We start from the raw sequence: 12,863 nt of genomic DNA, 5'->3' as shown, positions 1-12,863 counted from the left end.
AGATGAAGGGAAGGGTTGTTTTAATCGGTAAAGGCGTAGAGGTAAAACTTTTAAAAGACCTTTTAACAGAAAGAGGGATAGAAACTATTTTGTTTTCTCAAGAAGAAGAAATATCTCCCAAGATAGACCCAAACAACATAGATGTTTTGGTCTATGAATTGGAATATGAACGGACAAAAAACTTAGAGGTGTTAAACAGACTTTTTAAACAAGGTTTCAAAAACATCGTCTTTTTAGCAGAAAAGGCAGACTTAGAGGATGCCGTTGAGTTTGTAAAACATGGGGCTTATGATTTCAAGCTTCTTTCTACCCCTCTTGAACTGATAGAAAACACCGTGCTTTTTGCTTTAGAAGATAAAAGAATCTTGTGGCAAGAAGAAACCTTTCTTACAAAAAACCCTTACATGTTAGACATTTTAAAAAAACTTGAAGTAGTAGCCCAAAGTAAAGCTCCTGTTCTTTTGTTAGGGGAATCTGGGACAGGAAAAGAACTTCTTGCTAAGTATATACATCAAAAAAGTCCCAGAAGGTTTGGGCCTTTTATCGCTATTAATTGTGCTGCCCTCCCAGAAACCCTTCTTGAATCAGAACTTTTTGGCTATGAAAAAGGAGCTTTTTCAGGGGCTAATTTTAGAAAAAAAGGTAAGATAGAACTGGCAGAAGGAGGTACCCTTTTTTTAGACGAAATAGCTGAAATGCATCCTTCCCTTCAAAGTAAACTACTCAGGGTATTACAAGAGGGTGAGGTTGATAGGCTTGGTGGATACCATCCTATTAAAGTAGACGTTAGGTTTTTAGCAGCAACCAACAGAGACATAGAAAAGGAGGTCAAAGAAGGAAGGTTTAGGTCAGACCTGTTTTATAGATTAAACGTTATTACCGTCAAAATTCCTCCGTTAAGAGAGAGAAAAGAAGATGTCAAATTTTTGTCAAAATTTTTTCTGGAAAAATTTTCCCGTATGTACAAAAAGAGTTTACAGGGTTTTTCTGAGGAGGCTCAAAGGTTTTTGATGGATTATTCTTTTCCTGGGAACGTAAGAGAGTTAAAGAACATGATAGAAAGGGCGGTGCTTACCTGTGAAGGAGAGTTGATAGAGGTTAAACATCTGATAGATCCTTTTTCTCAGTCTGAAAATTTAGTCCAGTATTTAGGCATAAATTTTGATAACAAACAGACAGAGATAGAGGTAAAACCTTTAGAGGTGCTTGAAAAAGAGGCTATCATGAAGGCTTTAGAGGTAGCTAAAGGTAATAAAACTAAGGCAGCTGAGCTTTTAGGAATTACGGTTAGGACTTTAAGAAATAAGTTAAAGCAATATAAGAATGAAAAGGGGTTTGAAGGGAGGTTTTAAGGAATGTGGGGCTTATTTGAAAAAACTTTTAACACAGTAAGATTAGCTCTAAATTTAAGGGCTAAGAGACATAGCTTGCTTGCCTCAAACATAGCAAATGTAGATACCCCTGGTTATCGGAGAAGAGATTTACCGTTCGAAAAGGTTATGCAGGTTTATCTTTCGAACGAACCTAACCTTAAAACCACCAGACCTAAACATATTACCGGAAAAGAATCTCTTGTCAAAAATTTGACGGAAACTGTAGAGAGATGGCAAACCTTAGGTACCCCTAATAATGTGAGTTTGGAAGAAGAAATAAGTGCTCTCACAGAGAACCAGTTGATGTATGAAGCTACGTTGCAGGCTTTAGCCAAGGAGTTAGAAAGGTTAAAGGAGGCTATTACTGAGGGAGGTAAATAAGGATGAGGCTTTTAGATGTTTCTAAGGTTGCTGCAAGTGGGCTTTTTGCCCAAAGAACCAGGTTAAACGTAGCAGCTACCAACATTGCTAACGCTCAAGTTACGCGCACCTTAGAAGGAGGTCCTTATAAGGCCAAAAATGTAGTTTTAAAGGCTGTCCCTTTTAATTCAAAGAATTCAAAGGAGAGTCCGTTAAGGCTGGTAAAGGTAGAAAAGATAGAGGATAGCAAAGCGCCATTTAGGGAGGTTTATGACCCAGGACATCCAGATGCAGACGCAAGGGGGATTGTTAAATATCCTAACGTAGATGTGATTACTGAAATGGTTGAGCTTCTTTCTGCAGGTAGGGCTTATGAGGCTAATCTTTCTGTGTTGTCTACCTCTAAAAGTATGATCCAGAGAACTTTAGAGCTTTTAAAATAAGGAGGTGAAATAAATCGATGAAGGTTAATCCTTCGTTGTTAAGTAACTATCAAAAGGTTGATAACCTTATTCAGAAAGATAAGGTAGAAGGCCTAAGTTTTAAGGATTTTTTGATGGAAAAATTAAAAGAGGTGGATGATTCTCAGAAAAAGGCTCTGGCTGCTATCGAGGCTTTGGCTAAAGGAGAAGATGTAGACATTTCGGATGTAGCTTTGAGTATTTCCAAGGCTGATACCAATTTTAAACTTCTTTTGAGGATAAGAAATAAGGTGCTTGAGGCTTATCAGGAAATTATGAGGATGCAAATTTAAGGTATTAGGAGAAGTTTGGTATGGCTATGCCTAACCTTAGAGAGTTGCCAGGTCAACTAAAGGAATTTTGGTCAAAGTTAGATAACAGAAAGCGTTTTATGTTAATAGGGGGAAGCTTAGGGCTTACCTTATTTTTGGTTTTAGGGGTTTGGTTTATTTCTAAACCAAGTTGGGGTTTACTTTACCGGGGGATGGATGAAGCTACCAATCATCAGATTATTCAATATTTAAAGGAACAGAAGATTCCCTACAAGGTTGACCTAGATGGAAGTATTTACGTTCCTAAGGATAAAGTACCTGAGCTTCGTATGGAGATAGCAGGAAAAGGGCTGGTAGGGGGGTATCGAGGTCCAGGGTTTGAGCTTTTCGATAAAGAACAGATGGGGCTTACTGAGTTTCAGGAAAAGGTGAACTATCAGAGAGCTTTAGAGGGTGAGCTGGCAAGAAGTATTCAAGGAATAAAAGGGATAAAATCAGTCAGGGTGCATTTAGCTATGCCTAAGGAAAGTCTTTTTATCGAGGAAGAAAAGCCTCCTAAGGCCTCGGTTTTGATAGAACTTCTTCCTGGATATGAACTTACTCCCAATCAAATAAGAGGCATCATCAATTTTGTAAGTGGGGCAGTTCCTAAGCTTGACCCAAAGAATGTAACCATCGTAGATGCCACCACCGGGAAAAGCATCAAACTGCCTTCTGAAGAAGAGGAGTTTACCACCACTCAGCTTGCTTACAAAAAAAAGATAGAAGAGGAGTTTAAAACTAAGATAGAAGACATGTTAGAAAAGGCTTTAGGTCCAGGTAAAGCGGTAGCTCAGGTTGCGGTAGAGATTTCTTTTGATAAAGAAAAATTGGTAGAAGAAACCTACGACCCAGAAGGTACCGCGGTGGTTTCTGAAGAGGCAGAAGAAGAGCAAAAGACCTCCAGGGGCCTTACTGAAGGAGGGGTGGCAGGGGTTAAAGGAACTCTGGAACAAAAGTTTGAGGCAACCTCCCCAGAGCAAGGGCAGGGAGAAACTTATTCTAAGAAAAGGGTGGTTAAAAACTACGAAGTTAGTAAAAAGGTAAGAAATCTTGAAATTTCTCCAGGAAGTATTAAAAAAATAAGTGTAGCGGTGTTGGTTGACAAGTCAGTCCTTCCAGATAACTCTACAGAAAAGGTAGTATGGTTAGAAAACTTGGTAAAAGGTGCTATTGGGTATAACCCAGACAGAGGAGATGAGGTTAAGGTTGAAGTTAAAGAATTTTCAAAACCACCGGTGGTGAAACCAGGAATGATGGATTATGTAGCTAAATTTTATAAGCCTTTATTGTTGATTTTAGGTTTGATAGTGCTTTATCTTCTGGTGATACGACCATTGCTAAAGAGTATCGCTCCTAAGCCTGCACCAGCTCCAGGTATAGAACCAGTTGCAGAGGCTGTTCCTCCTACTTTAGAAGCTAAGGTTGCTGAAGAAGAGGGGCCTTTACCACATGAAATCGCTTTAGGTATCATTCAAAGTCAACCTGAAAAGGCTGCTATGCTGGTTAAAAAATGGCTTTTAGAGGAAAGTATAGAAGAAAGAAAGAAGGCTTTGGCAGAGGCTGGGTACTAGGTTATGGCTAAAATAGACCCTGATAAGCTTACCGGTCCTCAAAAAGCAGCTATATTCCTTATGTTGATGGGAGAGGAGTTTACTTCTCAGGTTTATAAATATTTAGACGAAGACGACATAAAGCGTATCGGTATAGAGATGGCAAGGATTGAGTACATCCCTGCTGAAGCAGTAAGCAAGGTCCTTGAAGAGGCTAACATCGAAGCTAAGGAAATGTTAGGAGATGTGACCGTTTCTCCTGAAGATTTTTTGAAGCAGTCCCTTATCAAGGCTTATGGTGAAAAAGGAAAAGAAATTTTTGAAGAAATTAAAAAGGAAATAGGGCCAGAAACCTTTAAGAAACTTAAGAAACTCGACCCAAAGACTATCGCTAGTTTTTTGTCAAACGAGCATCCTCAGACTATAGCCATCATCTTGGTTCACTTAGACTCAGAACTCTCAGGACAGGTTTTACAGTTTCTGCCTGAAAAACTTAGGGCTGAAGTGCTTTTAAGAATAGCACTTTTAAACAAGGTAGACCCAGAGATTGTTAAAGAAATAAGCGATGCTTTAGAAAGTGAGCTTCAAAGTGTAGGGGGAGCTTTGGGTAAAAAGATTGGAGGACCAGAAAAAGCAGCAGAGGTTCTTTCTCATGCAGGAAGAGAACTAGAAGATGAAATCTTAAGCGAGATAGAAGACGAAAACCCAGCCTTAGCAGAAGAAATCAGAAAATATCTGTTTACGTTTGAAGACTTTCTTAACGTGGATGACTTTGCTATCCAAACCTTGCTTAGAGAGATTTCTACCGATGATTTGAAATTGGCCTTAAAAGGGGCTTCTCCTGAGATCAGAGAAAAGTTCTTCCGGAACATGAGTAAACGAGCGGCAGACCTTATGAAAGAAGAACTTGAAATGATGGGGCCTGTAAGGATTAGTGAGGTGGAAAAGGCTCAGCAAAACATCATCAGGGTGGCTAAAAAGTTAGAGCAAGAAGGTAAGATAATACTCAGTAAAGGTGAAGAGGAGTTTGTCTAAGGTACTGAAGAGTCATAAAATTTCTTGTTTTGAACTTTTAACTCCAGATCTAACTCCCTCAGAAGAGGAAAGCTTTAAATCTATCCTTAGAGAACAGGAAGAAACCAAAAAAGATTCTAGCAAAAAAGCCTCTACTGTTTCTTCAGAAGAGTTGGTAGAACAAAAACTTAAAGAGGCGTATGAAAAGGGATATCAGCAGGGATTTGAGTTGGGGAAAACTGAGGGGTTCCAGGCAGGATATCAAGAGGGATTAACCAGAGGATACGAAGAAGGAAAAGCTAAGGTTGAGGGAGAACTAAAGACTAAGTATCAAGAGTTAGAGGAAGCTTTAAAAAAGGAATTTCAACTTAAGTTAGAGGAAGTTTCAAAATTTTTAAAAAACTTAGAAGAAGAAGTTCAAGCTCTTGTTCTAAATCTTGACAAAGAGGTTTTAACCTTAGCGTTAAAGATTGCCCAAAAGATGGTTTTAAGAGAAATAACCATAGAGAAAGAAACCACGCTTAACTTGATAAAAGAGGCTTTAAATTATATAGCCGAGGGAATAGAAATTACCCTGAAGGTTAACCCTGAGGAGTTTGTTTTTATAAAGGAAAATCTTCCTCAGTTAGTTGGTCCTTCCTCGAAAATCAATCTTATCGCTGATCCTAACATCTCTAAGGGTGGGGTGTTTATAGAAACTGCTTTAGGTGTGGTGGATGCTACTTTAGAAAAGAGATGGGAAAGGCTTTTAGCGGAACTTTTTAAAGATGAAGGTTAAAGATCTAGGAGTCTATTTAAAAAGAGTAGAAAACATTTTACCTTTTGAGGTTTATGGCTATGTTACCAAGGTGTTAGGGTTGACTGTAGAAAGTACAGGGCCTTTCCTAAAGGTAGGAGACCTTTGTAAGGTCGAAGGTCAGGAAAAGAGTGTTTTGGCTGAGGTAGTAGGTTTTAATGATAATCGGTTTATCCTTACAGCCTTAGGAGATTTAAAAGGGATAGAGGTTGGAGCTAAGGTTTATCCATTAGGCTCTTCTTATGCCCCGGTAGGCGAAAAATTTTTAGGAAGGATAGTTAATGCCTTAGGAGAACCATTAGACCAGGGTCTATCTCCAAAGGCTTCAGACTTATATCCTCTTTATGGAGAACCTTTAAAACCTCTGGAAAGAGCTCCTATAAAAGAGATTTTAGACGTAGGGATAAAGGCAATAAACGCCCTTTTGACGATCGGAAGGGGCCAGAGAATGGCTATCATGGCAGGGTCTGGGGTTGGGAAAAGTACCTTGCTTGGTATGATTGCAAGGTATACAGAGGCTGATGTTAACGTGATAGCCTTGATAGGAGAGAGAGGAAGAGAGGTAAGAGAGTTTATCGAAAGGGACTTAAGGGAGAGTATTAAAAAATCGGTGGTGGTTGTGGCTACTTCTGATGAGGCTCCTTCTATGAGGATAAGGGCAGCTTATTATGCTATGAGTTTGGCTGAATATTTTAGGGATAAAGGTTTAAGGGTACTTTTGCTGATGGATTCCCTTACCAGATTTTGTATGGCAGGAAGAGAAATAGGATTAGCCTCAGGAGAACCTCCTACTGCGAGAGGTTATACCCCTTCTGTGTTTGCCATGCTTCCTAAGGTGCTAGAAAGAGCAGGAGCTAAGGTTGGAGGAGGAGATATCACCGCTATCTATACTGTGCTGGTTGAAGGAGATGATTTTAACGACCCGATCGCAGATGCAGTTAGAAGTATCGTAGATGGCCATATTGTCCTTTCCAGAGACCTTGCTCATGAAGGGCATTATCCTCCGATAGATGTCCTTGCCAGCATAAGCAGGTTGATGAAGGACATCGTCCCCAAAGAACATTTAGAATTGGCCTATCAAACCATTTCTATACTTGCTACCTATAAAAAAGCCGAAGACTTAATTAACATAGGTGCTTATGTTAAAGGTTCTAATCCTGAAATAGACAGGGCTTTATCCTTGATAAAACCTTTAAAAGAGTTTTTAAGACAAAACTTGGACGAAAAGTATGATTTAGGTACTTCTCTAACACTTCTCAAGAATGTTTTAGCAGGATAAAATGAAAAATAAACTCAAGGTTTTCAAGACCTTAGCTTGGTATAAGGAGCTAAAGGAAGAACAAACTAAAGCTAAGATGTTACATGCTAAGCAGGTTTATCAAAGCCTTTTGGAAGAAAAAGAAAAAATGATAAAGGAAAAGGAAGAAGATCTTAAAGATTTACAGACAAAAAAGGTCTTAACAGCAGAAGAATTAAAAGCCTACTTAGAAAGGTTAGAAGTTTTTTTTTCGGAAAAAGAACAGTTAGAAAAAAAGATAGAAGCTCAAAAAAGGGAGTTAGACTTGCTTTTAGAAGAGTTGAGGCAAACCCATCAAGAAAAAAGGGTAGCTGAGGTTTTAAGGGATAAAACTTACAGACTTTTTTATGAAGAAGGTTTAAAGAATTTTTATCGGCAGATGGATGATCTTATGATGCTTAAAAGAGGAAAGTAGATGAAAAATAGGTTTGACGAAATTTTAAAGAAAGGGATAAGACCGTTAGAAAGCATGAGGTTTCTTACCAGAACTAAAAATCTTTTTTTGTTTTTGTTTGGTTTAGGGATTTTTAAGTTGTTTTTAGCTTTACTGGTTTTTGGGGTGCATGTTTATGAATTAAGTGCAAAGGAAGAGAAATTACCCGCAGGTTGTCCTCCTGATTTTGCAGATTTTCTACAGGTAGAAAGGCAAAGGCTTAGTGATAAAGAAAAGGAGTTAAGGTTAAAACAAGAGGAATTGAAACTTTTAGAAGCCCGTATTCAGGAGCAACTAACCTCTTTAAAAGAGTTAGAGGCTTCAGTAGAAGAAAAACTAAACAGGATCCAGGCAGTCCAGGATGAGAGGACCAAACTTTTAGTTAAGGCTATTTCTGAGATGAAACCTTCTAAGGCTGCAGACATGTTGATAAACATGGACAAAGATATGGCTGTTAAAATCCTTTCCCAGCTGAAAAGCTCCCAGGTAGCAAGTATTTTAAGCGCTATGCCTCCAGATAAAGCAGCCTCCATTTCAGAAAGCCTCTCAGGTAAGGAAGGTAAAGAATAGATTATTCAAAGACTACCAAATTTTTCCCCAGATTTTTAGCTTTGTAAAGCCTTTGATCTGCTATTTTGTATAGATCATCTAAGTTGTCGGTGTCTTCAGGTAGGCTTGCTATACCAAAACTTGCGGTGATGTTTATGGTATTATCCTCTAAATTAATGGGTGTTCCCTCGATGATAAGTCTAAGTCTTTCAGCCAGTCTACGGGCTTCATCCTTAGAAGTATAAGGAAGGATTATCATGAATTCTTCCCCTCCCCAGCGGCCAAGTATGTCCATCTCCCTTGTGTTGTTTTTAAGTATGTTAGCTATTTGTTTTAATACGAGATCTCCGTTAAAATGTCCAAGGGTGTCGTTTACAGCCTTAAAGTTGTCAAGGTCTACAAGAATGATAGAAAGCTTGCCTCCTTTTCTTTTCCAAATACTGAATTCTTTTTTTAATACTTCTTGCAGAAAAAGTCGGTTATAAACCTTGGTAAGGTAGTCAGTATGCGATAACTCCTTTAGTTTGTTGATAAGATAGAGGTTAAAAAAGTAAAAAGAAAAGTTGCTGAGCATTTTTTTGATGTTTTCTTTTTCAAGATTATTTAAAGGCAATTTTCTTATAAGGCTAAAAACCCCTACCACCCTTCCTTCTAAAATCAGAGGATAACAAAAGAAGTCTAAATCTTTTTCAGCTTTGACCTTTGGACAAAGTATCTCTGTCTTTTCTATCAAAATACCATGGCTGTAAGCTTTACATTCTTTAGCCTTATTCTCTATGCAACCTTTCCACAGATCTTGGTCTCCTTCTACATAGGTTGAAAGGATCTCCCCTGTTTCTGGAGAGATTTCCAAAAATTGAAGGGTGTCTATAAAGTTTAAGAGATATTTAGAGAGAACAGAAAGGGCTTCTTTCTGAGATTTACAAAGGCTTAATTCTTTGTTAAGGGTTTCAAGTTGATAGATTGGTTTTAACTTGCTTGAGATCGCAACATAAGATTTGTCAAGGATCAACCTAAAGGCATAGGTTTCTACCGGTATTTTCTCTCCAGTCTTAGAAAGATAAAGCCTTTCTCCCTTTATTTCTTTTCCTTCGTTGGCTACCATCTGCAGGTTGGTTTTTATTTGTTGATAAGGCAGATAGACGATGTCATAGATGGTTTTATAAGCCATCTCTTTTTGGTCATAACCAAGACAGGACAAGACTGTATGATTATAAAATTTGAAGGTTCCATCTTCAGGGTCTACCACCAAAATTAAACTGTCGATAGAGTTGATTAGGTTTTGGATAAACTCTGCATGGGATTTTAATTCGGTTAAATACCGATAGTTATGGGTGATATCTCTTAAAACAAGATGGATTTTACCTTCCCCTTCGAGGTGAAGTTTAAGGTATGAGCCTGAAACCTCAAAAATATGTCCGTTTAAACTTTTTATAGTTTCTTTATGGACTTTGTTGAGTTTTTTTAGCTTCCCAAATACACGGTACCAGTCTTCTTGGTCAAAAATCTCAAGTACACTTTTTTCGTCTATCGTTTTCCCAAAAATTTCGTGAGCTTTAGCACTTCCCCAGTATATTACCTGTTCATACCCTAAGTCTAAGATCTCAAGCACTATTTCAGGAAGTATATAAAGTAAGTCTTTGGCTTGTCTGAATTTATTTTCCATATAAGAGGCATAGGTTTCTTTAGCCATACCTAATAAATCTCGAGTCGAAATGATCCCTACAGCCCTTCCCTCTTCATCGACGATTACTAAGTGGTTGACCTTGAGATTTTTAAACTTAAGTTTTAGCTGTGAAATAGGGTCACTCTTAGAAGCTGTATAGACCTCTTTTAAGGCTACATTACCAATTTTTTCGGAAAGATTGCTCAGCTCAAGCTTAAAGATGAAATCTTTTTCAGTAAGTATTCCTACAGGTTTTTTGTTTTCATCAACTATAGGCACAGCCCCTATGTTCTTTTCTACCATCAAACTTAAGGCTTCTTGTAAAGTACGATTGGGATTAAGATAATAAAGAGATTTGTTTTTGATAAAATGGGCTGCGGTGATTTCTTTTTTGAAAAGCTCTGGGTCTAAAATTTCAAAGATATCTTTGTGGGTTATTATCCCTCGATAGTTTCCCTTTTGGTCGACCACTATCAGCCTTCTTATACCGTATTCTATCATGATGGTAAGGGCTACTGCTAACGGACGGTCTTCACGTATTTTTACCAGATTTTTTGGGGCAAAGTTTCTGACCTTTTCGTTTAAGGGAATACCTGCTGCTAAACATTTTATCAGGTCTCTTTCTGTAAAGATTCCTGTGGGAAAATGGTTCTCTAAAAGGACCACAAAGGTCTCTCCTGTCTTTTTCATCTTTTCTATGACTTCTTGAAAGGTAGTATTTCCGGTGATGGTTAGAGCAGGTTTAGGGATTAAACATGCCAAAAGTTCGGTAAAAACCATAGATAATCCCTAATTTAGGGTTTGATTAAAATTTAAATTATACCTAAAACTAAAAAAAAACAAGCAAGATTTAGAACCTAAAATTGCCGGTAAAGAATAAAATCAAAAATTTTTCTTTAATTTTTTCCAAATATTATGTATTTTCTACTCCCTTTTCTATCTACAACTTTTTCTCTTTCAAATTTTCCTGATTTTGAAATTATTATCCCATATACATTTTTAAACTCCCAGATATGGGCTCTCCCTATAAGGATAGGGAGGATAGGTTGAATATATTGCCAGGCGGTGTAACCTCTGTTTGAACCAGGTAAAGGTATTATGTTGGTCTATTAAGGTTTTTATTTTCGGAGTTTTTGAGGAAGGCATCAACAAGAGCAAGTTCTGAACGAGGGGTGATAGGTTCGTTAGTTTTTAGGATTTTGAAGTTAAGAGAGTTTTGGCATAATGGCACCCTCTTAGATTTAGAGGGTTTTTTCACCCAATGGGTGAAATTATAAATCGTTTAGAGCAATTGGAAAATGGGGAGATCATGGATGATTATAAATTTTTATCGGCAAATTAGGGATATTAACTTTAGTTTTTTCTATCTTTACACTCAGGACAAAGCCCGATAAACACTACTTGAAAGTCTTCAACCTCACAGTTTTGAATCTCCTTAGGTAACGGAAAATTTATTTCTTGAGAAATGTCTATAACCTTTTTACAGTATTTACAGACAAAGTGGTGATGGGTATGGGTAAAGGGGTCAAATCTTTTCTTGTAAGGGTCAACTATGATTTCTTTGATAAGTCCTTTTTTTACCAACACGTCTAAGGTGTTGTAAACAGTAGCAAAAGACATGCTTGGAAAATTTTTCTTTAAGGAATTATAGATGTCTTCTGCTGAAGGGTGTTCCCTGTTCCCTTCCAAGTATTCCAGGATGGCAATCCTTTGAGGGGTTAGTTTTATCCCTAAACTTTTATAAAATTCTAACTTTTTTTCATCCATTTTCCTCACCTCAACAGCTTATTTTTTTATTATTTTAAAACATTTTTTAATTTATTCAAGGTTTAAATTTGTAAAATTTTAATTCCCATACAATAATTTTTCAACGTTTCTAAGGTTGAAGGGTCTTTGGATAGTGCCTCTATCAGAGGCCATTCTTTACATTTTTTAGGTTTAACCGGATGTATCCTGCATAGTTTTTCTTTTTTATCAAAGAAGATACAGTAGCCATCCTTGGTTTTCATCTCAACCCTGTATTTCCCGACCTTAACTGTATACTTTTCTCTAAAGACCTCCTCTGAAAGGTTTAAAAATTGGGCTATTCTAAGAATTTCTTCTTGGGTTAAAGAGACAGTACTTTCTCCTTGGCAACAGGTACCACAACGTTGGCAGGTAAAACCTTCTAACTTAAGCATATTCTATTGGGTCCTCTATACCGGCTTCTTTAAAGGCTTTAAGCCTTATTTGACAAGAGTCACATCCTCCGCAGGCTTTTTCCGTTTCTCTGTAGCAAGACCAGGTGAGATGAAAGGGGGTATTAAGTTTTCTACCAAGCTCTACAATTTCTTTTTTAGACAGATGAATAAGAGGGGTTTCTATCATAATTTTTGTCTCAGGTTTGGTTCCAAGGTTTGCTGCCTGGTTAAAGGCTTGAATAAATTCTTTTCTACAATCTGGATATCCAGAAAAATCTATTTCGTTTACTCCTATAAAGATTTTCTCTGCTCCTATCACCTCAGCCCAAGCTACCGCCAAACTTAAAAATACTCCATTTCTAAAAGGTACGTAGGTAGAAGGAATTTCCTGTGTGTTTGAAGGCTGAGGAATTTTCATTTCTTCTGAGGTAAGGCTTGAGCCACCGATTATTTTAAAAAAAGTTAGTTCTACTACTAAATATTTTTGAGGTTTAAAGTGGTCAACCAATCGGTAAAAACATTCAAGTTCTTTTTTAGCAGCCTTTTGCCCATACTGAAAATGTAGAAAAGCCAAGGCATGGTCTTGAGCTGCAACACTTGCACATACAGCACTATCCATCCCGGCACTCAACAAAATCACAGCCAGTTTTTTCTTTTTTTGCTCAGTTATTTCTAATGACATTTTATTTCCAAAAAAAAATTTTAAGAAACAAATTTATTTTATCATATTCCCCTTGGATTTCAACCACAAAAACAGAGTTTGTGCCTTTTTTAAATTTGTTAACTATAGCATCTAAAGGATTACAAGATATTTAGGATAACTGCTTTTAGGTTATAATTTCAAAATTATCAGGTTTATTTTTTTTAAAA

Annotated in this window: 14 protein-coding genes; 10 read left to right on the top strand and 4 right to left on the bottom strand. The window is 37.4% G+C overall.

Going from position 1 to position 12,863, the window contains the following annotated elements; translation table 11 throughout:
• Positions 1 to 2: 2 nt before the first annotated feature.
• Genes PWP26_RS00915 through PWP26_RS00870 form a run of 10 tightly spaced genes read left to right on the top strand, consistent with a single transcriptional unit; the run spans position 3 to position 8,168 of the window.
• Positions 3 to 1,352, top strand: coding sequence for a sigma-54-dependent Fis family transcriptional regulator (locus tag PWP26_RS00915; RefSeq protein ID WP_301398782.1), 1,350 nt, complete (start codon positions 3 to 5; stop codon positions 1,350 to 1,352).
• Positions 1,353 to 1,355: 3 nt separating this feature from the next.
• On the top strand, positions 1,356 to 1,754 hold the full coding sequence (gene flgB, locus PWP26_RS00910) for a flagellar basal body rod protein FlgB (RefSeq protein ID WP_038063127.1): 399 nt from the start codon (positions 1,356 to 1,358) through the stop codon (positions 1,752 to 1,754).
• Positions 1,755 to 1,756: 2 nt separating this feature from the next.
• Positions 1,757 to 2,176, top strand: a complete 420-nt coding sequence (flgC, locus tag PWP26_RS00905; protein ID WP_038063129.1) for a flagellar basal body rod protein FlgC — start codon at positions 1,757 to 1,759, stop codon at positions 2,174 to 2,176.
• Between the two features lie 17 nt (positions 2,177 to 2,193).
• Positions 2,194 to 2,487 (top strand): flagellar hook-basal body complex protein FliE, encoded by a 294-nt coding sequence (fliE, locus tag PWP26_RS00900; RefSeq protein ID WP_287567663.1) that lies wholly within the window; start codon positions 2,194 to 2,196, stop codon positions 2,485 to 2,487.
• A 20-nt stretch (positions 2,488 to 2,507) separates the two neighbouring features.
• A complete protein-coding gene (gene fliF / locus PWP26_RS00895) occupies positions 2,508 to 4,079 on the top strand; it encodes a flagellar basal-body MS-ring/collar protein FliF (RefSeq protein ID WP_287567662.1) in 1,572 nt (523 codons plus the stop codon).
• 3 nt (positions 4,080 to 4,082) lie between these two features.
• Positions 4,083 to 5,093: a flagellar motor switch protein FliG gene (fliG, locus tag PWP26_RS00890; RefSeq protein WP_287567661.1), complete on the top strand. Its 1,011-nt coding sequence runs from the start codon at positions 4,083 to 4,085 to the stop codon at positions 5,091 to 5,093.
• On the top strand, positions 5,086 to 5,850 hold the full coding sequence (locus PWP26_RS00885) for a FliH/SctL family protein (protein WP_301398780.1): 765 nt from the start codon (positions 5,086 to 5,088) through the stop codon (positions 5,848 to 5,850). Before fliG ends, PWP26_RS00885 begins: the two co-directional genes overlap by 8 nt.
• Positions 5,840 to 7,147: a FliI/YscN family ATPase gene (locus PWP26_RS00880; protein ID WP_038063143.1), complete on the top strand. Its 1,308-nt coding sequence runs from the start codon at positions 5,840 to 5,842 to the stop codon at positions 7,145 to 7,147. Before PWP26_RS00885 ends, PWP26_RS00880 begins: the two co-directional genes overlap by 11 nt.
• Before the next feature lies 1 nt (position 7,148).
• Positions 7,149 to 7,580, top strand: a complete 432-nt coding sequence (locus tag PWP26_RS00875; RefSeq protein ID WP_038063146.1) for a hypothetical protein — start codon at positions 7,149 to 7,151, stop codon at positions 7,578 to 7,580.
• Positions 7,581 to 8,168, top strand: coding sequence for a hypothetical protein (locus PWP26_RS00870; RefSeq protein ID WP_038063149.1), 588 nt, complete (start codon positions 7,581 to 7,583; stop codon positions 8,166 to 8,168). It abuts the gene before it with no gap.
• Position 8,169: 1 nt separating this feature from the next.
• Here the strand turns inward: PWP26_RS00870 and PWP26_RS00865 are convergent, their stop codons facing one another.
• The 4 genes from PWP26_RS00865 to queC form a co-directional block, all read right to left on the bottom strand.
• Entirely contained in the window at positions 8,170 to 10,593 is a 2,424-nt protein-coding gene (locus PWP26_RS00865) for a diguanylate cyclase (RefSeq protein WP_301398779.1), read from the bottom strand.
• 573 nt (positions 10,594 to 11,166) lie between these two features.
• Entirely contained in the window at positions 11,167 to 11,580 is a 414-nt protein-coding gene (locus tag PWP26_RS00860; protein WP_301398778.1) for a Fur family transcriptional regulator, read from the bottom strand.
• A 62-nt stretch (positions 11,581 to 11,642) separates the two neighbouring features.
• Complete coding sequence (locus PWP26_RS00855) at positions 11,643 to 11,993, bottom strand: YkgJ family cysteine cluster protein (protein WP_287567655.1); 351 nt, start codon at positions 11,991 to 11,993, stop codon at positions 11,643 to 11,645.
• On the bottom strand, positions 11,986 to 12,675 hold the full coding sequence (gene queC, locus PWP26_RS00850) for a 7-cyano-7-deazaguanine synthase QueC (protein WP_287567654.1): 690 nt from the start codon (positions 12,673 to 12,675) through the stop codon (positions 11,986 to 11,988). The genes PWP26_RS00855 and queC overlap by 8 nt, the downstream gene beginning before the upstream one ends.
• Positions 12,676 to 12,863: the final 188 nt, after the last annotated feature.

It is taken from the genome of Thermodesulfobacterium sp. (assembly GCF_030445475.1).
GTDB classification, from domain to species: domain Bacteria; phylum Desulfobacterota; class Thermodesulfobacteria; order Thermodesulfobacteriales; family Thermodesulfobacteriaceae; genus Thermodesulfobacterium; species Thermodesulfobacterium commune.
Note: the sequence above shows the minus strand (reverse complement) of the source record. Positions and strands in the feature narration are given on the sequence as shown.

Excerpts from the sequence above, each read along its gene's own strand:
- PWP26_RS00880 (WP_038063143.1), top strand. The coding sequence starts at position 5,840 with ATGAAGGTTAAAGATCTAGGAGTCTATTTAAAAAGAGTAGAAAACATT.
- queC (WP_287567654.1), bottom strand. The coding sequence starts at position 12,675 with ATGTCATTAGAAATAACTGAGCAAAAAAAGAAAAAACTGGCTGTGATT.
- fliE (WP_287567663.1), top strand. The coding sequence starts at position 2,194 with ATGAAGGTTAATCCTTCGTTGTTAAGTAACTATCAAAAGGTTGATAAC.
- fliG (WP_287567661.1), top strand. The coding sequence starts at position 4,083 with ATGGCTAAAATAGACCCTGATAAGCTTACCGGTCCTCAAAAAGCAGCT.
- PWP26_RS00860 (WP_301398778.1), bottom strand. The coding sequence starts at position 11,580 with ATGGATGAAAAAAAGTTAGAATTTTATAAAAGTTTAGGGATAAAACTA.
- PWP26_RS00875 (WP_038063146.1), top strand. The coding sequence starts at position 7,149 with ATGAAAAATAAACTCAAGGTTTTCAAGACCTTAGCTTGGTATAAGGAG.
- PWP26_RS00915 (WP_301398782.1), top strand. The coding sequence starts at position 3 with ATGAAGGGAAGGGTTGTTTTAATCGGTAAAGGCGTAGAGGTAAAACTT.
- fliF (WP_287567662.1), top strand. The coding sequence starts at position 2,508 with ATGGCTATGCCTAACCTTAGAGAGTTGCCAGGTCAACTAAAGGAATTT.
- PWP26_RS00870 (WP_038063149.1), top strand. The coding sequence starts at position 7,581 with ATGAAAAATAGGTTTGACGAAATTTTAAAGAAAGGGATAAGACCGTTA.
- flgB (WP_038063127.1), top strand. The coding sequence starts at position 1,356 with ATGTGGGGCTTATTTGAAAAAACTTTTAACACAGTAAGATTAGCTCTA.
- flgC (WP_038063129.1), top strand. The coding sequence starts at position 1,757 with ATGAGGCTTTTAGATGTTTCTAAGGTTGCTGCAAGTGGGCTTTTTGCC.
- PWP26_RS00865 (WP_301398779.1), bottom strand. The coding sequence starts at position 10,593 with ATGGTTTTTACCGAACTTTTGGCATGTTTAATCCCTAAACCTGCTCTA.
- PWP26_RS00855 (WP_287567655.1), bottom strand. The coding sequence starts at position 11,993 with ATGCTTAAGTTAGAAGGTTTTACCTGCCAACGTTGTGGTACCTGTTGC.